The 22,866-nt window shown below is 63.9% G+C and carries 22 protein-coding genes; 7 read left to right on the top strand and 15 right to left on the bottom strand.

Translation table 11 applies throughout. From position 1 onward, the window contains the following. Positions 1–2 precede the first annotated feature (2 nt). Positions 3–890, bottom strand: coding sequence for a LysR family transcriptional regulator (locus P6U25_RS07495; protein WP_407150866.1), 888 nt, complete (start codon positions 888–890; stop codon positions 3–5). 210 nt (positions 891–1,100) lie between these two features. Further along, a complete protein-coding gene (locus P6U25_RS07490) occupies positions 1,101–1,268 on the bottom strand; it encodes a hypothetical protein (protein ID WP_407150865.1) in 168 nt (55 codons plus the stop codon). On the opposite strand from P6U25_RS07490, the gene P6U25_RS07485 reads away from it, so the two are divergent. Further along, positions 1,267–1,680: a TadE/TadG family type IV pilus assembly protein gene (locus P6U25_RS07485; protein ID WP_407150864.1), complete on the top strand. Its 414-nt coding sequence runs from the start codon at positions 1,267–1,269 to the stop codon at positions 1,678–1,680. The genes P6U25_RS07490 and P6U25_RS07485 overlap by 2 nt on opposite strands. A 78-nt stretch (positions 1,681–1,758) precedes the next feature. After that, on the top strand, positions 1,759–3,351 hold the full coding sequence (locus P6U25_RS07480) for a pilus assembly protein TadG-related protein (protein WP_407150863.1): 1,593 nt from the start codon (positions 1,759–1,761) through the stop codon (positions 3,349–3,351). Between the two features lie 144 nt (positions 3,352–3,495). On the opposite strand, the gene P6U25_RS07475 is transcribed toward P6U25_RS07480, so the two are convergent. Then, positions 3,496–3,681 (bottom strand): hypothetical protein, encoded by a 186-nt coding sequence (locus P6U25_RS07475; protein WP_407150862.1) that lies wholly within the window; start codon positions 3,679–3,681, stop codon positions 3,496–3,498. A 121-nt stretch (positions 3,682–3,802) separates the two neighbouring features. Between P6U25_RS07475 and hemE the strand changes: the two genes are divergently transcribed. Continuing rightward, complete coding sequence (gene hemE, locus P6U25_RS07470) at positions 3,803–4,849, top strand: uroporphyrinogen decarboxylase (RefSeq protein WP_407150861.1); 1,047 nt, start codon at positions 3,803–3,805, stop codon at positions 4,847–4,849. An 87-nt stretch (positions 4,850–4,936) separates the two neighbouring features. Here hemE and P6U25_RS07465 read toward each other — a convergent pair whose 3' ends face one another. The 6 genes from P6U25_RS07465 to P6U25_RS07440 all read right to left on the bottom strand — a co-directional run bounded on the left by P6U25_RS07465 (position 4,937) and on the right by P6U25_RS07440 (position 9,473). Next, positions 4,937–6,574 (bottom strand): GMC family oxidoreductase, encoded by a 1,638-nt coding sequence (locus tag P6U25_RS07465; RefSeq protein ID WP_407150860.1) that lies wholly within the window; start codon positions 6,572–6,574, stop codon positions 4,937–4,939. A gap of 169 nt (positions 6,575–6,743) precedes the next feature. After that, positions 6,744–7,559: a GntR family transcriptional regulator gene (locus P6U25_RS07460; RefSeq protein ID WP_407150859.1), complete on the bottom strand. Its 816-nt coding sequence runs from the start codon at positions 7,557–7,559 to the stop codon at positions 6,744–6,746. A gap of 133 nt (positions 7,560–7,692) precedes the next feature. Beyond that, positions 7,693–8,022 (bottom strand): 2Fe-2S iron-sulfur cluster-binding protein, encoded by a 330-nt coding sequence (locus P6U25_RS07455; protein WP_407150858.1) that lies wholly within the window; start codon positions 8,020–8,022, stop codon positions 7,693–7,695. A gap of 12 nt (positions 8,023–8,034) precedes the next feature. Further along, positions 8,035–8,331, bottom strand: a complete 297-nt coding sequence (locus tag P6U25_RS07450) for a ferredoxin (RefSeq protein ID WP_407150857.1) — start codon at positions 8,329–8,331, stop codon at positions 8,035–8,037. A 3-nt stretch (positions 8,332–8,334) separates the two neighbouring features. Beyond that, on the bottom strand, positions 8,335–8,679 hold the full coding sequence (locus P6U25_RS07445; RefSeq protein WP_407150856.1) for a 2Fe-2S iron-sulfur cluster-binding protein: 345 nt from the start codon (positions 8,677–8,679) through the stop codon (positions 8,335–8,337). Between the two features lie 26 nt (positions 8,680–8,705). Next, positions 8,706–9,473 carry a TenA family transcriptional regulator gene (locus tag P6U25_RS07440; RefSeq protein ID WP_407150855.1) on the bottom strand — a complete coding sequence of 256 codons (768 nt, stop codon included), beginning with the start codon at positions 9,471–9,473 and terminating at the stop codon, positions 8,706–8,708. 302 nt (positions 9,474–9,775) lie between these two features. Here P6U25_RS07440 and P6U25_RS07435 point away from each other — a divergent pair, with 302 nt between their 5' ends. From P6U25_RS07435 to P6U25_RS07420, 4 genes are all read left to right on the top strand, one after another. After that, positions 9,776–11,317 (top strand): hypothetical protein, encoded by a 1,542-nt coding sequence (locus P6U25_RS07435; RefSeq protein WP_407150854.1) that lies wholly within the window; start codon positions 9,776–9,778, stop codon positions 11,315–11,317. A gap of 11 nt (positions 11,318–11,328) precedes the next feature. Next, the gene (locus tag P6U25_RS07430) at positions 11,329–12,834 is read left to right on the top strand and encodes an aldehyde dehydrogenase family protein (protein WP_407150853.1); all 1,506 of its coding nucleotides are present in this window, start codon (positions 11,329–11,331) and stop codon (positions 12,832–12,834) included. A 40-nt stretch (positions 12,835–12,874) separates the two neighbouring features. Further along, a complete protein-coding gene (locus P6U25_RS07425) occupies positions 12,875–13,348 on the top strand; it encodes a GlcG/HbpS family heme-binding protein (protein ID WP_407150852.1) in 474 nt (157 codons plus the stop codon). 315 nt (positions 13,349–13,663) lie between these two features. After that, a complete protein-coding gene (locus P6U25_RS07420; protein WP_407150851.1) occupies positions 13,664–15,625 on the top strand; it encodes a putative bifunctional diguanylate cyclase/phosphodiesterase in 1,962 nt (653 codons plus the stop codon). Positions 15,626–15,642: 17 nt separating this feature from the next. On the opposite strand, the gene P6U25_RS07415 is transcribed toward P6U25_RS07420, so the two are convergent. From P6U25_RS07415 to P6U25_RS07390, 6 genes are all read right to left on the bottom strand, one after another. Continuing rightward, positions 15,643–16,623, bottom strand: coding sequence for a PDR/VanB family oxidoreductase (locus P6U25_RS07415; RefSeq protein WP_407150850.1), 981 nt, complete (start codon positions 16,621–16,623; stop codon positions 15,643–15,645). Between the two features lie 12 nt (positions 16,624–16,635). Beyond that, entirely contained in the window at positions 16,636–17,391 is a 756-nt protein-coding gene (locus P6U25_RS07410; RefSeq protein ID WP_407150849.1) for a GntR family transcriptional regulator, read from the bottom strand. Between the two features lie 14 nt (positions 17,392–17,405). Further along, a complete protein-coding gene (locus tag P6U25_RS07405) occupies positions 17,406–18,455 on the bottom strand; it encodes a Rieske 2Fe-2S domain-containing protein (protein WP_407150848.1) in 1,050 nt (349 codons plus the stop codon). A gap of 232 nt (positions 18,456–18,687) precedes the next feature. Then, complete coding sequence (locus tag P6U25_RS07400; protein ID WP_407150847.1) at positions 18,688–19,668, bottom strand: DUF2778 domain-containing protein; 981 nt, start codon at positions 19,666–19,668, stop codon at positions 18,688–18,690. A 260-nt stretch (positions 19,669–19,928) separates the two neighbouring features. Beyond that, positions 19,929–22,298: a putative bifunctional diguanylate cyclase/phosphodiesterase gene (locus P6U25_RS07395; protein ID WP_407150846.1), complete on the bottom strand. Its 2,370-nt coding sequence runs from the start codon at positions 22,296–22,298 to the stop codon at positions 19,929–19,931. Positions 22,299–22,452: 154 nt separating this feature from the next. Further along, positions 22,453–22,863 (bottom strand): DOPA 4,5-dioxygenase family protein, encoded by a 411-nt coding sequence (locus tag P6U25_RS07390; protein WP_407150845.1) that lies wholly within the window; start codon positions 22,861–22,863, stop codon positions 22,453–22,455. Positions 22,864–22,866 lie beyond the last annotated feature (3 nt).

Genomic DNA, 22,866 nt, shown 5'->3' with positions numbered 1-22,866 from the left:
AGCTACATGCTGCTCACCTGGCGTATCGACTTCGTGCCACTGAAGAACAGGCTCGACAAGCGCTGCACCACGGCGGTCGCGCGGCTACCTTCGAGGCCCGGGCGCACGCAGAGCAAGCGCTTGTGAGGTGGCAGCTCCGGCAGATAGTAGTCCTTCGCCGAAACGAGGAAAGGCGGAATCATTCGCTCGGGACACGCTGTCAGGCCATAGCCGGCCCGTGCGGCCTCGAGCCGCAGTTGATGGTTCGGGCTTCTGAACACGATCTTGTACGAAATGTTGTGCTTGGTGAGCGTACGGATCATCCAGTCGTCGCCCGGCCACGCCAGGATCGGGATCGGCGCGCCCGGACGCAGAACGAAATCCCGCGACCGCACCCAGATCGAGCGCTCTTCGACCTCATTGGCGATGGTGACGTCGTCTTCGGCCTCAAGCAACGGATTGCTATAGACGAGTGCAATATCGATATAACCGTCGATCAGTCCCCTGATGATGGCCGGCGACATGTCGGCATGAACCAGCATATCGGCGAGGGCATCGGCCGGCTGCAGTTTGAGGAATTCTTCGGCGAGTAACGTGCTGATCCCGAGCCGCAGCGGTTGCGGACCTTCGTTGTTGCCGCCCAGCCGCAACAGTTGATCGTTCGCTTCGAGGATGCGCCTCGCCTGTTGCACGGCGACTTTGCCGAGCTCGGTCGTCGTCGTGCCGTTCGCCGTCCTGACGAAAAGCGCACCGCCAACCAGATTCTGCAAGCGCTTCACCTGCGAGCTTACCGCCGGCTGACTGAGGCCAAGGCGCTCGCCTGCCTTCGACAAGCTCCCGGTTTCGGCAATGGCAACAACCGTGCGAATGATCTCAGTAGGAATATTCAAATACTGACGTGGTCTGTGCATCGCGAGCCCTCCAACCCTAGCACGGGACGCAAAAAACGATCTCCACATTATGTGATCGAGCTATGCTAACATTTGGTTGCAGATCGCATTCGTTTCAATTTGCGGCGATATACTCTCATATGCATCGTTACGTGCATTGCTGCACGTCGCCATGGTATCGAATGACCGAACGGGCGATGGCATACCGGATCTTCCCCGCCTTTCTCCGGATCAAGCATCAAAGTTTTTGATCTCCTCATAAAGCGGTAAGCATCCCATAAAAGCCGGTGCGGCTATTCGCGCCGATAGCTGGCACCGATTCGTGAAACTGTTCTCATAGTTTTCCTTAATCAACGCCTCGCCACGATGCGGAACCGTATTGCGTGTCGAGGTGTCCATGACCAGGTTTCTCCGCTGCCGAAGTGGCGCATCAGCCGTCGAATTTGCGCTGATGTTGCCGCTATTTCTCGCCTTCATATTCGGCATCGTCGTGTTCGGCTCGTATCTCGCAATGGTGCACGGCGTGCAGCAGCTCGCCGCCGAAGCAGCACGCTCGTCGGTTGCCGGAATGACCGACAGCGAACGCAGCAGCCTGGCGGCCAGATACATCGCCGCCAATGCTTCAACATATCCGTTGCTGGTCCCCGACAATCTCACCGTCAGCGCTGCGCCATCGCCATCGAACGCAAATGTCTACGTCGTGACCGTCAACTACAACGCGTCGGGCAATTTCATCTACAGCCTGCCGTTCGTCCCTGCTCCTTCGGCAACGATCATCCGCTCGGCCGCGATCCAGTACGGAGGATTCTAGATGGCGGCAATGCTGACCTTGCTGCGACGCTTCCGCGCTGATCATCGAGGCAATTTTGCCATCATGAGCGCGGCTCTCATGACCCTCGTCGTCGGTTGCGCGGGACTGGCTGTCGATCTCGGCACGATCTTCGCGGACCGGCGCAAGACGCAGTCCACCGCGGACCTTGCCGCGATCACTGCCGCCGCCAACCTCAACAATGCGGTCAACGCCGCCACCGCAACCGTGACCCAGAACAACTATCCAGCCAGCGCGCTCGTCAGCGTACAGCTCGGCACCTACACGGCAAATAGCGCCATCGCGCCGCAGTCCCGGTTCGTGACTCCTGCAGTCGGCGCCGCCAACGCCGCACGAGTCACTCTCAACACGCAGACGCCGCTCTATTTCGCGCGGTACTTGACCGGCGCGAGCAGCTACACCATCCGGACGTCTGCTACGGCGAGTTCGACAGCCATGGCCTCCTTTGCGATAGGTTCACGGTTACTCTCGCTCAACGGCGGCGTGGTCAACGCCATGCTCGGCAGCATGCTCGGCACCACACTGTCGCTGTCGGTCATGGACTATCAGGCACTGCTCAGTGCGAAAATCGACGCGCTGGACTTCCTGTCGGCACTGGCGACGCGGGTCAATATGACCGGCGTCACCTACAACACGCTGCTGAGTGGCAACATCAAGGTTCCCGACATCATCGCTGCCGCACTGGCAACGCAGCAGGCCACCAACGGCGCGAACTCCGCGACGACCGCACTCTCGACGGTTTCTCAGGCCGTGAGCAGCCTCACGACCAAGATCACGCCCGGCTCGTTGATCGACCTTGGACCCTTCGCCAACCTTACGGTAGGGCAGAAGCCGAAGCTCAGCGCCACCGTTTCGCTGTTCGACCTGTTGTCCACGGTCGCGCAGATCGCGAACGGCACGAACCAGATCTCGACGGGGATCAACCTCACCCTGCCCGGCCTTGCCAAGGTCACCGTACTCGCAACCGTCGGCGAGCGACCGGTCGGATCGAGCTGGGTTGCACTCGGCAGCCAGGGCGCGAGCGTCCATACGGCACAGACCAGGCTCCTGGCGACGATCCAGGTGCTCGGCGGCGGCAGCGTCCCGGCCATCAACCTGCCGGTTTATGTCGAGGTCGCCTCGGGCACCGCGACGCTCAACGCTGTGTCCTGCGGCTATCCGAACATCAACACCTCGCAGGTCACGCTCGGCGCCGCGCCGGGAATCGTCAATGCGTGGATCGGCGGTGTCACCACCGCTAACATGACGAACTTCACCACAGCGCCGAGTCCGCCCCCGGCAACGCTGGTCACCGTCCTCGGCGTCACGGTCACGGGCCGCGCCAACGCCTATATGGGCAACACCACGCCGACGAACGTGAACTTCAGCTACAGCGACATTCAGTCGTTGAACATGAAGACGGTGACGACGACCAACTTCACCTCGTCGCTGACGTCGAGCCTGCTGGGCAACCTGGCGCTAAACGTCAATGTCGGCCCGCTCGCCCTGCCCATCCCGGGGCTCGGTGCGACGGTTGCAGGCATCCTGAACGGCGTGACCTCTCCGGTCGATCAAGTCCTGGCATCCCTGCTGGCAACGCTCGGCGTGAGCATCGGCCAGGCCGATCTGTGGGTGATGGGTATTCGTTGCGATGGCGCGGTGCTGGTCAACTAGGGACGCCCGCGGCGCCCTGAGGAAGGCCGGGTCTCGGCGCCAATACGCATAGCATCACGTTGGCAGTGCCACCAGGAGGGCGAGCGCTGCCGCGGCAGCACAGATCGCGGGCGCAGTTGTCTTCGAAGCTGCGCCTTCGCGAACCTATCCATCCCGGTCGCTGTCATGCCGCGACGGCGCAGGCTGCGTCGCGCTGACCGGATCGGATGCCGGAAAGGTGTCCTCAAGGCCGGCCTGCAACCGGATATGTGCCTCGCGGTCGGCCGCCTCCGCCTTGCGCGGATCCTCTGCGAGCTTGTCATGCGCCGCAGGATTGAATTTATCGGCCATGTCGTCCTCCGTTACCCAAGTCAACGCACCCGCTTGAATGCGGGTTCCAGATCCGACTTGGCCCACAGCGGCGCACCGTGTATCAGGGCAGCAACTTTCTTTCGTGCTCAGGAACTTTCGCGTGCCCCAGGATTCCGCGACGAAACCGCTTATCGAGGTGTTGTCGGGCCGCCGCCAGAACAGGCCGCCACTCTGGATGATGCGCCAAGCCGGCCGCTATCTGCCGGAATACCGAGCGTTGCGCGCGAAGGCGGCCAGCTTTCTCGATCTCTGCTTCACTCCGGACTATGCGACCGAAGTGACGCTACAGCCGATCCGCCGGTTCGGCTTCGACGCCGCGATCATCTTTTCCGACATCCTGGTGATGCCCCACGCGCTCGGCCGCTCGGTACGCTTCGAGGCCGGCGAAGGTCCCCGCCTCGACCCGCTGGCGACACCCGAGCAGATCGCGGCTCTCGCCACGGCAGCAGACTTCAGCAAGCTAGAGCCGGTCTATGAAGCGCTCCGCAGCGTCCGCAGCCAGCTTGCACCGGAGATCACTCTGATCGGCTTCTGCGGCGCCCCCTGGACTGTCGCAACCTACATGGTGGCCGGACAGGGCACGCCGGACCAGGCGCCGGCGCGCATGCTCGCCTATCGTCATCCGGACGCGTTCGCGGAGATCATCGACGTGCTGGTGGAGAACTCGATCCAGTATCTGGTCGGGCAGCTCAAAGCCGGCGCCGACTGCTTGCAGATCTTCGACACCTGGGCCGGCGTGCTGCCGCCGCGCGAGTTCGCGCGCTGGTCGATCGAGCCGGCCAGGCGCATCGTCGCGGGTGTACGCAGGCAGGTCCCGAACGCTCGGATCATCGGCTTTCCGCGCGGCGCCGGCGGCATGCTGCCGGCCTATGCCGAGCAAACCGGCGTCGATGCCGTGTCGATCGATTGGACTGCCGAGCCCTCAATGATCCGCGACCGCGTGCAGTCGCGCGTCGCCGTGCAGGGCAATCTCGATCCGCTGGCACTGATCACCGGCGGCGCAGCGCTCGATCGCGCGGTGGACGACGTCCTCGAGAATTTCGGCAACGGGCGGCTGATCTTCAATCTCGGCCACGGCATCCTGCCGGAGACGCCGATCGCCCATGTCGAGCAGATGGTCAAACGGGTGCGGGCGTATAAGGGGTGAAGTGTGTAGCCCGGATGCAGCCCAGCGAAATCCGGGGACCCTACAGCCGCTCAGAAAATACCCGGATTTCGCTTCGCTCAATCCGGGCTACATCGCCAACTTCGCATCCTCCAGGATCATGTCCGAGGCCTTTTCCGCGATCATGATCGTCGGCGCATTGGTGTTCCCCGACATCAAGTCGGGCATGATCGACGCATCGACGACGCGCAGGCCGTCGATGCCGTGCACCTTGAGCCGCTGGTCGACGACCGCGAGCGGGTCATTGCCCATCCGGCAGGTCGACGTCGGATGATAGACCGTGCTGCCGGTGCTGCGGCAGAACGCGAGCAGATCTTCATCGCTGACGACCTTCGAACCCGGATAGACCTCCTCTGCGCAATAATCCTTCAGCGCCGGCGCCGCCAGGATCTTGCGGAGGATGCGAATGCCGTCGATGAACGCGCGCCGATCCGTCTCCGTCGCGAGGTAGTTGATGCGGATCTCCGGCGGCACGCTGGGGTCAGCACTCTTGATCCGCAGCGTGCCGCGGCTCTCGGGCCGAAGCTGACAGACCGATGCGCTGAAGCCTGAAAATGAGTGGAGATTCTCACCCATCTTGTCGGTCGAGAACGGGATGAAGTGGATCTGGATATCCGGGGTGGCCAGGCGCGGACTGGTCTTGAAGAACGCGCCCGAAGTGCCGGCCGCGATGGTCAGCGGCCCGCGGCGCAAGGCGGCATAATGCGCACCGGCCCAGATCCGCCGCAGCGGATGGTTGACGATGTCGTTGAGCGTCACCCGCTGCAGACATCGCGTCACGATGCGAACTTGCAGATGATCCTGAAGGTCGTTGCCGACGCCGGGCGCATCCAGCACCACGTCAATGCCGTGCTGCTTCAGCAGATCGGCGGGGCCGACTCCGGAGAGCTGCAGCAATTGCGGCGAATTATACGCGCCGCTCGACACCAGGACTTCCTTGCGCGCCTTTGCTATCCGCAACTGTCCGTTCTGCTTGTACGCCACCCCACCGGCGTGGCGCCCCTCGAACAGGATGCGCTGCGCCAGCGCTGAGGTCTCGACGCGCAAATTGCCGCGCGCCAGCGCCGGACGCAGATAGGACCGCGCCGTGCTGGCGCGCCGGCCGCGCCGCGTCGTGGTCTGGAAAAAGCCGGCGCCTTCCTGGGTGGCGCCGTTGAAATCCGGATTGGTGGGAATGCCGGCTTCGGCCGCGGCGAGAACGAACGCCTCCGACAACGGATCGTGATGCCGCCAGTCCGACACCGGCAGCGGCCCGCCCTTGCCGTGATATTTGTCGGATCCGCGCTGCTGATCTTCGGCCCGCTTGAAATACGGCAGGACGTCGTCATAACCCCAGCCGGCGTTGCCGCGCTGGCGCCAGCGGTCGTAGTCCTCGTGCTGGCCGCGCACATAGAGCAGGCCGTTGATCGAGCTGGAGCCGCCCAGCACCTTGCCGCGCGGCTGGAACACCTGGCGGCCGTTCAACCCCGGCTCCGGTTCGGTCTGGTACATCCAGTTGACGGATTTTTCCTTGAACAGCTTGCCGTAGCCAAGCGGGACGTGGATCCAGATATTGCTATCCTTTGGCCCGGCTTCGAGCAGCAGTACGGAATGCTTGCCGTCGGCGCTCAGTCGGTTGGCAAGCACGCAGCCGGCCGAGCCGGCTCCGACGATCACATAATCGAACTCGGCAGCGTCGTTCGGCGACGCTCCATTGTTGTTGTTCATTCGTTTCCCCCGGCCATACGGCGCGTCCGGCACTCGCGGGTCTCGCCACGCGTCGTGGCCGGCCCGAGAAGACGTAGCGAGCGTGGCAGGTACGGTCAAGAAAGATGGAGCGCCGACGCTGAGAGGTACTACAGGACGTCGGAACGACAGGTCTCGCGTTGCCGGCGCCTCAGCCCTCGGCTTTGCGCCGCCGTGTGGCTGCCGGGGCCGGGCCGCGCCGCGCGGGCTTCTGTGCCGATGCCTGACCGGACTTGGAGGATGGCGACGGCAGGCCGTATTTCGCCGACACCTGTTCCAACGAAGCCTCCTCATCCGGAACATGAAGGCTCGAAAGAAAATCTGCACCGGCCCGCATCACGTGCTCAGTGGCCAGCGTGGCCGCAGCGCGCTCGTCGCCGGCGATGATGGCACGAAGGATGGCGGCATGCTCATCCCAGGTGCGGGCCTGGCGCACCGGGTCGGTCGGCGAGAACAGCATCGCGGTGCGCTCGCGCAGCCGCTTCAGCAGGTCCGCAAGCACGCGGTTGCGCCCGGCCTCCGCCAGTTCGTGGTGGAACTGCTGGTTGAGGTCGGACAGCAAATTGTAGCGCCGCGCCGCAACCGCTTCGTTGCCCTGCTTCAACACCGCCGCAATGCGCTTGATGATGCTTTCCTCGCGGCGGCGCGCCGCAAGGCGGGCGTTCTGTCCCTCGAGCAACGCGCGAACTTCGATGGTTTCCCGCGCCTCTTCGTCGGTCATCGTCACGACGGACGCACCGCGCCGCGCCGTCACCTCGACCAGCCCCTCCGACTCGAGCACGCGGATCGCTTCGCGCACCGGATTGCGGGAGACGCCGAGCTCATCGGCGAGGCGCCCCTCGACCAGCCGCTCGCCCGGCTTCAGCCGCCCGCTCAGGATTGCCTGGCGCAGTTCTTCGATGACCCGGCCGTGGAGGGAGAGGTAATCGTCGCCGAGACGTTTGGGGTTTCCGAGCCTGCCTGCCATGAAGTGACCTGTCCGGCCGCACTCCACTCATTGCCTGGACCGTCGCACAACGAGATCCTGCGAGCTGCCAGTCTCCCGGCCGACGGCGACATCAGCGTATTTAGACTGCCGGCCGCAAGCCATCAAGCCGCGGTCAATCGCCGTCAACAGCTACACGGCCAACCGGTTGTAGCGCCGGTCTGGGCGTCCAGGACACGCTCACGCTGCCCGTCAGAAAAGTCTGGCACGCCATCCGATAGCCGACGGCGAACTGCTCCTCCGTGAGGTGCTTTCGCTCCTTCGGCTTGATCGCGTCGGTGTTCTCGATGCCCTTCTCGATCCGGCATTTGCAGGTGCCGCACAGGCCGCCGCCGCACTTGAACGGAATGCCGCCCTGCTCGCGCAGCGAGACGCGCAGCAGATTGCTGTTCTCCGGCGCGGTCACGGTTTTTCCGCCGTTGGTGAGGAATGTGACTTCGATCATCGTGGCATCGGCTCAGCGCTTGCGCAGCTTGGTATCCATGTGCCCGAACGAGACGAGGTGCTCGAGCTCATGGAGCGCCCGCTCCGGCGTTTCGAACTTTTCGAGAAACTTCGAAGGCACCTCGTTCACGATCGGCGGTGACCAGGCTTCGTCGACGACCTTGACCTTGGTCTCCTTGACCAGCTCCGCGATCACGAAGGTCGCCTTCCTGACGCCGTAGAACAGATAATCGTAGGCGGCGAGCGGCCGCAGGCCCTCGGCGATCTCGGTGTGGAATTGTCCCGGCTTGCTCGTCAGTATTACATACATCGGTCACGGCCTCCCCGCCGCGGCGACGGTCGGCGCGACAACATCGGCCAGCGGCGTCGCCTCCTGCGACAATTCAATGTCGTGCGTCAGCCAGAGCTGGCAGGCGAGCCGGTACCCTTGCTCGATCCTGGCGCCAAGGCGCTTCTTTTCTTTCCAGTTCGGCTCCGGCAAATGCTCGCTGCCCTTGATGATCAGCGACGCACATTTCCCGCACTTCCCCATCCCGCAACCATAGAGGAAGTTGGGATAGGGAAACTGGCGGATGCCGGCGCGCACGACGAGGTTGGTGTTCTCCTTGATCTCGCCGACGAAGGTTTCGCCGCTGCGGTGAAAGACCACGCTGGGCATCGCGCCGCTCTCCATTTCGCCGTGGATCAAGCCTGCAGCAGGACGCGTTGGTCGGCGGCAACGCCGCTGGCCAGGTCGAGCTCCGACAGCGGAATGTCGCTTGCGACGTAGTCGTGGTACAGCGCGGTCGTATAGAGCAGCCGCATCTGCGCGCCGATCTCGCAGATCTTGAGGCAGCGCTGTTGCAGCTCCACCGTATTGGCGTGCTCGAGCACGATCTGGTAGCCGCGCTCGCCGTGGATTTCGTCCGACACGATGTGCAGGTCGAAGAACTCGACTTCCTCATCGGTGAACTTGTACTTCTCGCGCAGCGTCGGCGTCTGCTTGCGGTAGATCGACGGCACTTGCGATTCCAGACCGACCACGAGGCCGGCCACCGCAACGATCGGGTCCTCGCGCATCGCGACCGAGTAACACCAGCTCTGTAGCCCGCGCGTGGTCGGCGTCATGTTATCGGGATCCTTGACCCTCGCCGCGGTCGTGCCGCAAGCTTCCGCGAAGCGGATCAGGAGATCGGTGTGACGGTCGCCGCCGATCTCCTCCTCATACATGTTGGCGAGCAGGAAGTCCTTGGCCTCCTGATACTGCTCGGGCATCCGCGCATAGATGTAACCGAGGTAATCGGCGAACGGCCCGACATAGTGGTAGTGGTTCTCGGCCCAACGCGCGAGATGCGCGCGGCTCAGCTTGCCGGTAGCCCACGCCACACTGAACGGAGCCTTGTTGGCGCTCTTCCCCTTGATGGCGTTTTCGAGGGCCGTTCGAAATTCCACATGATCCATAAGCCTCTGCATCATCGCGCTCCTGTGCCGTGAAGAATGCCGCCCGGTCGCTGGCCTCAACCGGGAACGACAATTTCAGTATACTGTATACTAGACCGGGCACTGTCAACTTTGAAAATCGACCGCTCGACGCGCCAGCCGACCTTGGCCAAAAATGTGGCATTTCCGCCATTTATCGATGCATTGGCTCGCCGCCGTGACGATCAACGGTGAGGCCGTACCGGCATCTTCCGACGAAAAGCTCTCAATTTGATCTTGCCAACTTTGAATACAGTATACATCATGACGACATTCCTGAGGGGGAAACGAAGGACATGCAGCACGCTCCAATCGTTGCCGCGCATTGGGTTTATCTGCTCGGTGTCGCCACCATCGTCCTGATCATGATCTGGCGCGCCAACGTGGTTGTGCCATCGGTGCTCGCGACCTTCCTGGTCGCGCTGGCATGGACGCACAGTCCGGTCGCAGCGCTCGCCAGCGTCTTCAACGCGAGCTTCACCGCCGCTAAAGAGCTCTTCAACATCTTCCTGGTGATCGCGCTGATGACCGCGCTGCTCAATGCGCTGAAGGCGCTGCGCTCCGACATCCGCATGGTCGAGCCGTTCCGCGCCGTGATGAAGACGGGACACGCCGCCTATTTCGTGCTCGCCGCCATCACCTACGTGATCTCGCTGTTCTTCTGGCCGACGCCTGCAGTGCCGCTGGTCTCCGCCGTGCTGCTGCCGGCGGCGATTGCGGCCGGGCTGCCGCCGCTCGGCGGCGCGATCGCGATTGCGATCGCCGGACAGGGCATGGCGCTGTCATCGGATTATGTGATCGGCGTCGCACCCGGGATCAGCGCCAAGGCGGCAGGCGCTGCCGTCAGCGCCGCAACGGTGGCGGACCGGGCGCTGGTGCTCTCGTTGATTACCGGTGGCATCGCGCTGACGCTCGCCTATCTGTCGATCCGCAAATCGATCACCAAGGCGGACGACCAACTGCTGGAGCGTTGGCAATCCCAGTCCAGCAATGGCGAGCTGGCGCGCCTGGAGCAGGAGGGCACGTTCGACAAGGCCGAGATCGCGCGCGCCACCGCCGAAAGCCAGCGGCCGTTCGCAACCCAGGCTCAGATCGACAAGGAGCTCGCCAAGGTGCCGTCCCGCCGCGAAGGCTGGTCGAAGTTCTTTGCCATCGCGACCCCGCTCGCCTTTCTTTGCGTCATCGCAGTGATGGTGCTGGCCAAGCTCGGCATCGGCCATGACCTCAAGGGCGGCGATGCCGCCGCGCTGGTCGGCGGCGTTGCCGCGCTGCTGATGATCTGTGCGTCCTCCGTCACTGGCGATTTGCGCACTTTCCTCGACACCAGCGCCGATCACATCACCGAAGGCTTTGTCTTCGCGTTCAAGGCGATGGGCTCCGTGCTGCCGATCGCGGGCTTCTTCTTTCTTGGCGCGGAGCCAGGCCTGTCCTCGCCGATCCTTGGCGTGCCTGCGGCGCAGGCGCCGAGCCTATTGTTCGAACTGATCCAGACGGCGCAGGCCTGGATACCCGGCAACCAACTGTTCGTGGCCTTCGGCGTTCTGATCGCCGGCATGATCACCGGCATCGACGGCTCCGGCTTCGCCGGCTTGCCGCTGACCGGCTCGCTCTCGGGCGCGTTGGCGCCGTCGGTCGGACTGGAGCCCGCGACGCTTGCTGCGGTCGGCCAGATGGGCGCGGTATGGACCGGCGGCGGCACACTGGTGGCGTGGTCATCACTGATCGCGGTGGCCGGCTTCGCCCGCGTGCCGGTCTTCCGGATCGTGCGAACGGCAATGATCCCGGTGCTGGCCGGGCTCGCAATGTCGACCATCTGCGCGGTTCTGATCTGGCATTGAACGAGGATCTCATGACGACGACTGAGACGGCAGCACGCGAAGCACGCATGCCCGCGGCGAGTCCCGCGGATATCGAGGAATATCCGAACTTGATCGGTGGCGAGCGCGTCCGTAGCGCTTCGGGGCGGCTGTTCGCGAACCTCAATCCAGCCGACAATGCCGACCTTGTCGGACGCTTTCAGGCCTCGACAGCCGCCGAAGCTCAGGCGGCCGTCGACGCCGCATCCGCTGCGTTCGCGGGCTGGAGGAAGACGCCCGTCTCCAGACGCGCGGCGATCCTGAACCGCGCGGCGGATCAGCTCGAGGCTCGTGCCGATCAGTTCGCGCGCGAAATGACGCGGGAAATGGGCAAGTCGCTCGGCCTCGCCCGCGACGAGGTGCTGCGCTCGGCGCAAACCCTTCGGTTCTACGCCGTCGAGGGCCAATCGCTGACCGGCGAGGTCTTCCCGAACGACGATGCCGATATGACCGTCTACACGCTGCGCGAGCCGCTCGGCGTCGTATCGGTGATCACGCCCTGGAATTTTCCGATCTCGATTCCGGCACGGAAGATCGCGCCGGCGCTGGTCACCGGCAACACCGTGGTATTCAAGCCGTCATCCGACGCGCCGCTCAGCGGCTATCGCCTCGCCGAAGCGCTGATCGCCGCCGGGCTGCCGAAAGGCACGCTCAACTTCATCACCGGCAAGGCCGGCGAGATCGGCGCCGCCGTCACCGAGCCGCCGATCATCCGCGCCATCTCCTTCACCGGATCAACCGCAGCCGGCGAGCACATCTGCCGGTCGGTCAGCTTCACCACCCGCACGCAGATGGAGCTCGGCGGCAAGAACCCGCTGATTGTGATGGACGACGCCGATCTCGATCAGGCAGTCGACTTGACGATCAAGGGCGGCTTCTCGCTCGCGGGCCAGGCCTGCACCGGCACCAGTCGGGTGCTGGTCATGAAGCAGGTGCGGGCCGAGTTCACCGCCCGTCTGCTCGCTAAGGTCAAGGCGATGAAGATCGGCAGCGGCCTTGCGAGCGGCATGGACATGGGACCGTTGGCAACGGCCAAGCAGCTCGAAACCGTGCTGCGCTACGTCGCCATCGGGAAGAACGAGGCGACGCACCTCCACGGCGGCGACCGGCTGACCGGCGCCGGCTACGACTGCGGCTATTACGTATCGCCCGCGATCTTCACCGATGTGACCCAGGAGATGACGATCGCGCGCGAGGAGATCTTCGGCCCTGTGATCGCGATCATCGAGGTCGACAGCTATGCCGATGCCATCGCCAAGGCCAACGCCAGCGAATACGGCCTGTCGGCTGCGATCGTGACACGCAATCCGCGCGTCATGCACGACTTCGCCAACGACATTCAGTCGGGGACGGTGAAGATCAACCGCACCACCACCGGCAACCTGATCAACGCGCCGTTCGGCGGCTTGAAGCGATCGAGCACTTCGACATTCCGCGAGTCCGGCCGTACCGGCCTCGACTTCTACACCCAGATCAAGACCGTCTATCGCGGCACCTAGGCCGCAACCGACGGCGTCACTCCATCCATGGAAGGAAGCGATGAGACAGTCGTTCAAACTTGAGCTTGCCGAAGCCCGCCACATGGTCGCCGCGGCGATCCGGAAATCCGCGGAGATCGGCGTCCTGGAGACGGTCTGCGTCACCGACGAAGGTGGCTATCCGTTGGCGCTGGAGCGAATGGATGGTGCACGGGTCACCGGTCCGCAGATCGCATGGAACAAGGCGTTCACCGCGGCGGGGCATAAGCGCTCCACTCACCTGTTCAACCAGCCGCCGAACGGACCGGCCCTGCCCGGCAACGAAGCCTTCGGCATCCAGTGGAGCTTCGACGGCAAGTTTGCGGTGTTCGTTGGCGGATTCCCTATTGTCGTCGACGACGAGGTGGTCGGCGGCATCGGGCTGAGCGGCGGCAATGGCGAGCAGGATACCCAATGCGGCGTCGCGGCGCTGCAAGCCCTGCAGGAGTTGCTGCGCGGCCATCGCGTCCTGGTCGCGGCCGACATCAAGAAGTGATGCGCGCCAGTGCCGGAGAGATCGACCGCGTGCCACCGGGCCCCGTCCTCGCGCGACACAACGCTGTGAAATCAGCCTGCTCGCCCCCGCTGAAATAGCGCGCTTCCTCCGCTTCCGCGGTCAGGATCAGCCCGATCATCCTTTCCGGAGTCGGGCTTTTCTCGCCGATTTGTATCGATTTGTCAGCAATGCCGCCAGCCCTGGGGCCAAGGCGGGCGCCCGCCTGGCGCGATTGATTTCAAAAATTCATATTTTGTCAAAGGTTTGCAGCGAACTTTTCGGTCCGGCGCTGGGCCCATTCGTGCAGTATCGGCAATGCGTACGTACCTGAGTTCATATCTCGCGAAACTGCTCGCAGGCGATCTGTCCGCTTTCGGCGCGCCGCCTACGGATGAGGCGCTCGCGGGTCACATTCGGGCCGAGCAGATCTCGCTCGTCCTCGGCTATTCGCTCGGCATCATGCTGGCCAACGCCTGCAACGCGCTGGTGCTCGCGGTCGCGCTGTGGCAATCGCCGGACTGGGCCTTTGCCCTCGTGTGGGCAGCAGGTGTGAGCAGCGCAGCCCTGTTCTTCGGCCTGCAGGCGCGAGCATCGCGACGCATCGCAAAGCCGCAGTTCGTGTCACGCCGGACGATGTACCGGCTCGTGCGCAATGCGCTGGCGCTGGGCGCCGCCTGGGGCATCGTCCCGGTCGCCTTCTTCGCGGATGCCTCTAGCGGCGCGCAGTTGGTCATCACCTGCCTCTGCGCCGGAATGCTGGCCGGCGGCGCCTTCGCCTTCTCCACCATTCCGATCGCGGCGATTGCATTCACCGCGCCGATCTTCCTCGGTACCGCGATCTGCCTCGGCCGGGAGGACGATTTCGTCTACCTCTTGGTCGCGGTCCTGGTCGTGGTCTACGGGCTTGTGCTGCTGCGCGGCGTCTTCGTCCATGCCTTCGAGTTCAGGCGACGGATCATTGCGCAGCACGAAGCCGAGCGGACGGTGCGGCAGGATCTTCTGACGCATCTGCCAAACCGCGTGGCCTTCAACGAAACGCTCTCGGGCGCCCTCAATCGGCTGGCTCGGACCGGCGAGGAATTCGCTGTGCTGCTGCTCGATCTCGATCGCTTCAAGGAGGTGAACGACAGGTTCGGCCATCCCGCCGGCGATGAATTCCTGGTGCAGGTCGCAGCCAGGCTGCAGCGATGTACGCGCGCGGACGAACACGTCGCGCGCATCGGCGGCGACGAATTTGCGCTGATCATGTCGAACTTGACCAGGGCGGAAGATGCCTTCGCGCTCGCCGAGCGGTTCGTGGCGGCATTTGTCGATCCCTTCGTGATCGAAGGATGCGAGATCACGAGCGGAATCGGCGTCGGCATCGTGCTGGCGCCGCGCGACGGCAACACGTCCCATGACCTCCTCAAGCACGTCGATATCGCCCTCTATCGGGCGAAGAAATCGGGACCCGGCACCATCAGCTTCTTCGAGCCGAGCGACGACCAGTCGGCACGCGACCGCAGGGCCCTGCAGCGAGACCTCGAACGCGCCATCGATGCGGACGAGCTGTTCCTTGTCTATCAACCCTTCCTCGATATCCGCGATGGCCGCATCACCGGTTTCGAGGCGCTCCTGCGCTGGCAACATCCGGTGCGCGGCCTGATCCCTCCGACCGTATTCATTCCGATCGCTGAGGAGAGCGGATTGATCCATCAGCTCGGCGAATGGGTGATCCGCCACGCCTGTGCGACGCTGTCGCGTTGGCCGGACGATCTCAGGATCGCGGTGAACTTCTCGGCCGTCCAGTTCCAGAGCGCAAATGTTCTGCAGACGATCGTGCAGGCATTGACCGAGGCGAACGTGTCGCCGCGCCGGCTCGAGATCGAAATCACCGAGTCGATGCTGATCTCGAAATATGGATCGGCGCCGGCAATCTTGAACTCGCTGCTCGAGCTCGGACTGACCGTCGCACTCGACGACTTTGGTACCGGATTCTCGTCGCTGACCTATTTGCGCAAGCTGCCGTTCAGCCGCATCAAGATCGATCAGTCCTTCATCCGCGACATGCTGACCCAGCCGGATTGCGGCGCGATCGTGAGATCAATCATCGCGCTCGCGCAGGACCTGGAAATCGGCGTCGTGGCTGAAGGGGTCGAGACCGCGGACCAGCTCGAATATCTACGTCAGACCGGCTGTCACGAGGTCCAGGGTTACCTGATCGGCCGGCCGATGTCGGCAGGCAAGATCTCCGCCGCGCTCGATCGTCATCGCCAGCAGTCGATGCACGCCGCGTAGTCAGGCGACGGGTCGCTTCAGACAGTGTCCGCCCGCTGCAAGGTGTCCACCGTGATGGTGCCGCGAGCCCTCGACACGCAGACGCAGATCTTGCGGCCCTCCCGACGCTCGCGGTCGCTGAAGAAGACATCGCGATGGTCGATCTCGCCGTCGACATCGATCACGTCAATCGCACAGACGCCACACTCGCCGCGGCGGCAGTCGCTCATCACCTCGTGGCCGGCGTCGTTGAGCACATCAAGCATCGTCCGGTCATGCGGGATCACGACCTCGACGCCCTCCTGCTTCAGCCGTACGCGGAATGCTTCGGTTGGCAACAGCCCGCTTGACCCGAATGTCTCATAGCGCAGGTCGGTGATCGGCCGGCCCACCGCCTCCCAGGCGTGCCGTGCCGCATCCAGCATGCGCATCGGACCGCAGAACAACGTCATCGCATCCTGCGGCAGCGCCTTGAATATTGTACCGAGATCGAGCCGGCGGCCTTCGTCGCCGGCGTAGACGGTCAGGCGACGGCCGAGCAGCGCTTCGAGCACGTCGAGATAGGCAGCATCATCGCGCGAGCGCACTGCATAGTGCAGCGTAACTTCCGCGTTGCGGCGCACGAGCGCCTGCGCCGCGCCGACGATCGGTGTAATGCCGATGCCGCCGGCGACCAGGCAGACATGCCGTCGCGACCAGTCGAGCTGCACCAGCGATGTCGGCAGCGTGATATCGATCCGCGCCCCTGGTTCGAGCGACCACATATAGCGCGAGCCGCCGCGGGACTCCGGCGCGCGGCGCACCGCGATCCGGTAGCCTTGCGCGTCCGCTTCCCCGACCAGCGAGTAGCAACGCGTCTGCGGCCGTCCGTCGATCGTAACGCCGATCTGGATATGGCCGCCAACCGGATAGGATTGCACGGCGACACAGTCGGGGCGCAGCAGGAACTCGCGAATGCCGGGCGTGAGGTTGCGCGTGGCGACGACGGTTGCAGGCGTCCAGGTCTCGATGTAGCGCATGATACTCCCCGCTCAGTCGGCCGCGGCCGATTTGATCAGCGCCAAGGCCGGCAACAGCTCGAGATGGGTCCGGGTGCGCAGCGCTAGCCGCAGATTTCGCGCGGCGAGCCGCGCATGCTCGCGCATGACGGCCTCCGCCCGTCCACCCTCCCGGTTCTCGATCGCGTCCACCACGACGCGATGATGATCCTGCGCGATCAGCAGGATCTGATGCGCCTCGGGCAAGGCCGATTGCGCCATCACGAAGCCGCTCGGTGAGGCGAACGGAAGTGCCGAGGCGCGGTCGATCTGCCGGATCAGCGGGGGGCTGCGCGACAGCTCGGTGAGCAGCGCATGGAAACGCGCGTTCAGCGTGACATAGGACGAGAACGCCTCGACCGAGACCGGATCCTGGCGCACCAGGCCATCGATCTCGTTCAGGCATTCCTTCAACGGCTCGAGATCGCGCGCGGAGACGCCACGTTCAGCGGCAAACCGCGCGGCAAGACCCTCGAGCGTGCCGCGCAGCTCGATCGAGTCGAGAATGTCGCGCTCGGAGAATGCCTTGATCATGAAGCCGCCCGATGGAATCGCCTCGAGGAGGCCTTCCTCCTCCAGTCGCACCAGCGCCATCCGCACCGGAGTCCGCGAGACGCCGGTGGTTTCGACCGCCTGCAATTCCGAAATGCGTTCGCCCGGACGGAGACTGCCAGAGAGAATCAGATCGCGCAGCGCGAGCTGTGCCCGCACGGTCTGCGACACGGAGCGATCGGCCTCGCGTTCCGGCATTGCTCGCTCCTGAACTACTCGGCCGCCTGCAGATGCTCTGGCGGGATTTCCTTCGCCGCCATGCGATCGATGACGCGTCGCGCCCACATCGCGCCGGCGTCGATGTTGAGGTTGTAGAACACGCGGTCCGGGTTCTCGTCCATGGCGCGCTGTTGCGCCTCGAGAATGATCTCGTCCTCGTGGAAGATGCCGGCGACGCCTTCGCGGATCTCCGTGGTCAGGCGTTGCTCGGTGAGGCGGTGATTGCGGACGAAGGCCCAGAAGTAGTGACAGGTCTTCTCCGTCTCCGGCGTGATCGTGTTGAGCACATAGCCGTTAACGCCCTGCGAGCGGTCGCCCTCGGGCGCACCCGACCCGGCCGGCGCGACGCCGACGTCGATATTGACCGTGCACGGCGCCTCGAAGCGGATGATCTGCCAGCGGTCGACCGGACCCGGCTTCCGCAATTGCTTGGCCCAGAACGGCGGCGCCTCGATGCCCTTCATCCAGCGCGTCACCGTCACGGTCTTCTCACCATGGGTGACGTCGAAGGGAGCTTCGGCGACCGCGTCGTTGCCAATGCTGGAGCCATGCACAAAGGTCTCGTGCGTGAGATCCATGAGGTTGTCGATCACGAGGCGATAGTCGCATTTGACGTGAATGGTCTTGCCGTCACCGGCCCAGGCGGGATCGTCGTTCCAGCGCATGTCGGGCACCAGGGCGGGGTCAGCGAGCGCAGGATCGCCCATCCAAAGCCAGACGAAACGGTGGCGTTCAACCGCCGGATAAGCGCGCACGCAGGCCGACGGATTGATCGTCTCCTGTGAAGGCATGAAGGTGCAGCGGCCCTGCGAATTGTATTTTAGGCCGTGATAGCCGCAGACCACGGTATCGCCGTCGAGCCGGCCCTTCGACAGCGGCACCAGGCGGTGCCAACAGGCATCCTCCAGCGCCACGACCCCGCCGTCGCCCTTCCGATACATCACGACGTGCTTGCCGCAGATCGTGCGCGGCAGCAGCGCCTGCTTGATCTCGGCATCCCAGCCGGCGGCGTACCAGGCGTTCATCGGGAAGGGTTTTGACATCAAGGCCTCCCTGGCGTTGAGTACCTCCTGTATACATTATTGGCATGAAATTGGCAAACGACGGGAAAACCTGCCTGCATTCGCCCATAATGTATACATAGCTGGACGATTTGCGAGATCGCCGAGGGATTTCGCGCTTTCGAAGCTGGCACGACATTGGCCGCCAGTACGGGCGACGCACGGCTGCGCCACGGCCGCCTGCCGAGAAGACTGCTATTCGATGGAGGGCGATTTACGAGTTCGAAGGCGAGCGGCTCGAAGCCGACTGCGTGTCCTTAATGCTGACCACGACGGCGATGCGCTTGACGATGCCGCTGCGGTAGGCTTGCAGGAATCTGTCGTAATGCTTGACCGAGATGCAGCCGTTGGAGTCGCCGTTCGGGCCGAGCATGTAACTGTGAACGAGCAGGCCGACGCGTCCGAACGTGTCGCTACCGTCGACCGGCGTCATCCGCAATGCTGGCACGCCATGGAACAGCTTTTCGCGTGGCTTCATCTCATAGATGCCGGGCGGCGTCGCGCCGGCGTTGCGGGCGTTCACATGCGCAGGATCATCCAGCAGGTTGCCGAGGCCGGAATGCGCTTCGAACTTGGTGCCGTCGGGCATGTACACGACGCGACCGGTGATGTCGTAGACCGCCGTGGTGCTGTCGTAACCGAGCGCGCTGAGGTTCGGGCTCGGACCGGACAGCAGCCCGTCATTCGGATCGAGCGAGGCCAGTTGCAGCTTTGCCGCGAGCTTCTGGAAGAACGTCCGGTTATCGGCCTGCTGCACGGGCGCAGGTGGCGGCAAGGATGGTGTATCGTTCCGGGCGATCTGGTTGGCTTCCGCCGGCCGAGATCGCGGCATCGGTATTGCCGCGACAGCCGGAGCGGGCGGCGGCAAGGCGACTGTCTCCGCCTCCTGGCTGGGCAGATCGATCTGCGTGTTACGCAACCGCTGGCCAGCCAGCGCGTCTTCGATCTGATCGAACTCGGCTTTGAAGTCGCCGCGATCCGAGCGGATGCCGCGGCGCACCGGGTAATAGATCGATGCGGAGTTGAGCGTGGAGCGCGAGCCGAAGCGATCGTCGAATGTCAGCGCGGCTGAGGTGTTGGCTAAAGCCGGTCCATGCAGCCAGGCGGTGGGATCAATACCAACCATCCACGCGGCCAGACCTGACGACAGGGCAAGCGCGCCCACGGCTAATGCCGTGCTGCCCACCACTGACACGCCGCGGCTCGACCTGCGCCCGGCAGCTTTCGTCGTTCGTTGACCCATCCATCCCCAAGTTCGGTGTTCTCGGGCCTGTTCCGGCCCATATGGGATTCACCGAAACCTCAGTCTATCAGGGAATTAGAGTAAGGCATAATCGAGACATCGGAGACGAAGGAACGCTTTTTTAAGCTTCTCAGGGTCCAAAATACCCGAGAATCAGTGCCTCTGAAGGCTGAAGCCGCCCAAATGCCCCGATTCGGGTCGATTCCCGGCATTCAGGCGATCTTTTCTTCCCGCAGGGTGAGGACCGGCACGGGCTTGCCGATGGCATAGCCCTGAACGTAATCGACCCCGATCTGACGCAACTCGTCCAGGATGGCGACGCTTTCGACGAACTCCGCGACCACCTGCTTCTGCATGATCTTCGCGGTCTTGGTGATCATCTCGACCATCGCGCGATCCACCTTGCTGCTCAGGATCTCCTTCACGAACGAGCCGTCGATCTTGATGAAGTCGACCGGCAGGTGCTTCAGATAGGCGATCGAGGACATTCCGGTGCCGAAATCGTCGAGCGAGAAACTGCAGCCGATCTCCCGCAGCCGCGCAATGAACTTCCGCGCCTCGTCCAGATTGGAGATCGCGCTGGTCTCGGTGATCTCGAAGCACACCATCGTCGGCGAAACGTCGTACTGCATGAACAGCTCGGCGACGAACTCGACGAAATCGCTGTCGCTGATGGTGGCGCCGGAAAGGTTGATGGCATAGCCGGCAATCTTGCGATGGCTGTGCCTGCGCTCGGCGATGAGCTCGAAGGCGCGGCGCACCACCCAACGGTCGATCAGCGGCATCAGCCCGTAGCGCTCCGCGGCGGGCAGGAAGCTGCCGGGCGGCACCAGGCCACCATTCTCGTCGCGCAAGCGCAACAGCAGCTCGCGCCGCTCCTGGCCCTTCAATGTACCGGCGACGGGACGGATTTCCTGCTCGTACAGGCAGAAGCGATTTTCATCCAAGCCCTTGCGGATGCGGTTGACCCAGCTCATCTCGGTGACACGCACCGTCAAATCGGTATCCGAGAGACGGTGTTCCTGGACACGATTGCGCCCCTTGTCCTTGGCGAGGAAGCAGGCGACGTCCGCAAGGCGCAACGCGTCCTGCACGCTGGCGCAATCGTCCAACCTCACCAGGCCGATGCTCGCGCTGATCCGGAAGCTCGAGTCCTCATGGACGAAGCTCGACTGCTCGATCACTGCCCTGATCCGCTCCGCAACGTCGGAGGCAACACCGCCGTCCTCGCGCAGCAGGATGCCGAACTCGTCGCCGCCGAGACGCGCCACCAGCCCGTCACCGTCGACCTCCGTCGTCAGCAGCCTCGCGATCTGCTTCAACAGCCGGTCACCCGCCATATGGCCGCAGGTGTCGTTGATGATCTTGAACTGGTCGAGATCGATCAGCATCAAATCGGCATTTGCGGCTGACGGCTCTGCCATCGATGTGTGGAGCTCGAACTCGAACTGACGCCGGTTGGCGAGGCGGGTGAGCACATCATGCGACGCTGCCCATGCCAGCTCCTCGACCAGCCGGCGCTCTGCCGTCATGTCATGAATGATCATGACGCGCCCGGCGGGGTGGCCTGCGTGCACGATCGGCGTCTCGACCACGGAGACCGGCACGCTGGACTGATCGGGGCGCAGCAGCAACCGCTGCTGCGACGCGCTTTCGCCGTCGGCCTCGAGCGTCCGGAACGAGCCCTGCAGCGGCTGCTCGGCGATTCGGAACAGCGCCGAGACCGGCCGGTTGGTCGCATCCTGCCCCGCGGCGAGCAGCCGCTCGGCGGCGGGATTCATGTAGCCGACGCGGTCGTCCGGCGTCGTCACGATCACGGCGTCGCCGATCGAGGCCAGTGTAAGCTGGGCACGCTCCTTCTCCACCGCGAGCGCGGTCTCCGCCAGCCAGCGCCGCTGCAGTATCCGTCGCGTGTGGAACAGGACGATGCCGGCGAGGCAGGCCGCGATCAGGGCGTTGACGAGCAAGAGCAGCCAGGACACCTGACGCGACGCCTTGCCGAGATGATCCGAGAAATCGACGGCAAGCGCGCTTAGCGCCGCGTCGACCGCGCCGATCCGTTCCGCCCAATGCCTGATGGTCGCCGCCGACGGATCGTGCAATGCGCGGTCCTTTTCGGCCTCGTTGCGAATCTGGATGAGCTGGTCGAGCAGCAGATCCGAATTCCGCCACGCCGTCACGGCGCCGGCGACGTGATGCAGCCTGCGGAAATACTTGAACAGCCAAATCAGTCCGCCGATGTCGTCATCATGATTGCCTGCCTGGGCGAACGCGGCGCGCGCCGCAGCGTCGTTGTCACCAGGCGCTTCAAGCGCCAGCCGCGCGGTGCGATCGGCAAGCGGCACCGCGATCGCAGTGTCGAACTTCTGCAGATAGTCCGCCGTGCCGGTGCTGACATAGATCTGGAGATCGTGGATGGCGTCCTTTTGCCCCTTGGACCAGAGGCTCTCGCCCGCCACATAGGCGCGCACCGCTGACATCACCTGGAGACTGCCGGCCGACAGGCTCGCCTGCAAAAACACGATCGCGATCAGCGGCCCAACCACCCGCCAGAGCGATCTGCTTCGAAACGAAAAAAACATGCGAACGCCCGAAACAACAATTTGTCCGGCCGAACGTAGGAACCGCGACTTAACCTCACGTTGCAAAACGCAATGAGTTTGAAACGACTTGGTTGCAACGCAATTCGCTCAAACTTTAGAGACCCGGACGCAGGGCGCAATCTGCGTGCCGCGCTCAGGGACGCAAGCTCGGCGTCGTATTCGGCGCCGGTGCATGCTCCATTTCGGCCTCCTCAGGCAGCTTGTCAGCATGGACGGCAAGCGGCGTCCCGATCCAGAGCGGATCGTCGCGATGATCGCGCCGCGGATTGGTCGTGTTGGGATGAACCAGGATGCTCAGACTGCCGTGATTCAGCATCAGCCATGGCACCAGTGCGGGAAACAACTCAGCCGCAAACGCCACCTGATACATCGCCTGATCGTGCGGGCCAACCTTGACGTCGTGCCAGCGCCCGAGCGTGACCAGGAAGCGTTCGCCGATCCAGTTGCGCAGCCGCTCCGCCTCGCCCCGGCTGCTCGAGGGGTCGTAATAGACATGGGCGTGATAGCTCGCGATCTCGCCAATGGCGCGTGGCGCATTTGTCATTTC

Source organism: Bradyrhizobium sp. ORS 86, from assembly GCF_045571475.1.
Taxonomy (GTDB): Bacteria; Pseudomonadota; Alphaproteobacteria; order Rhizobiales; family Xanthobacteraceae; genus Bradyrhizobium.
This window is presented reverse-complemented; position numbering and strand designations above follow the sequence as displayed.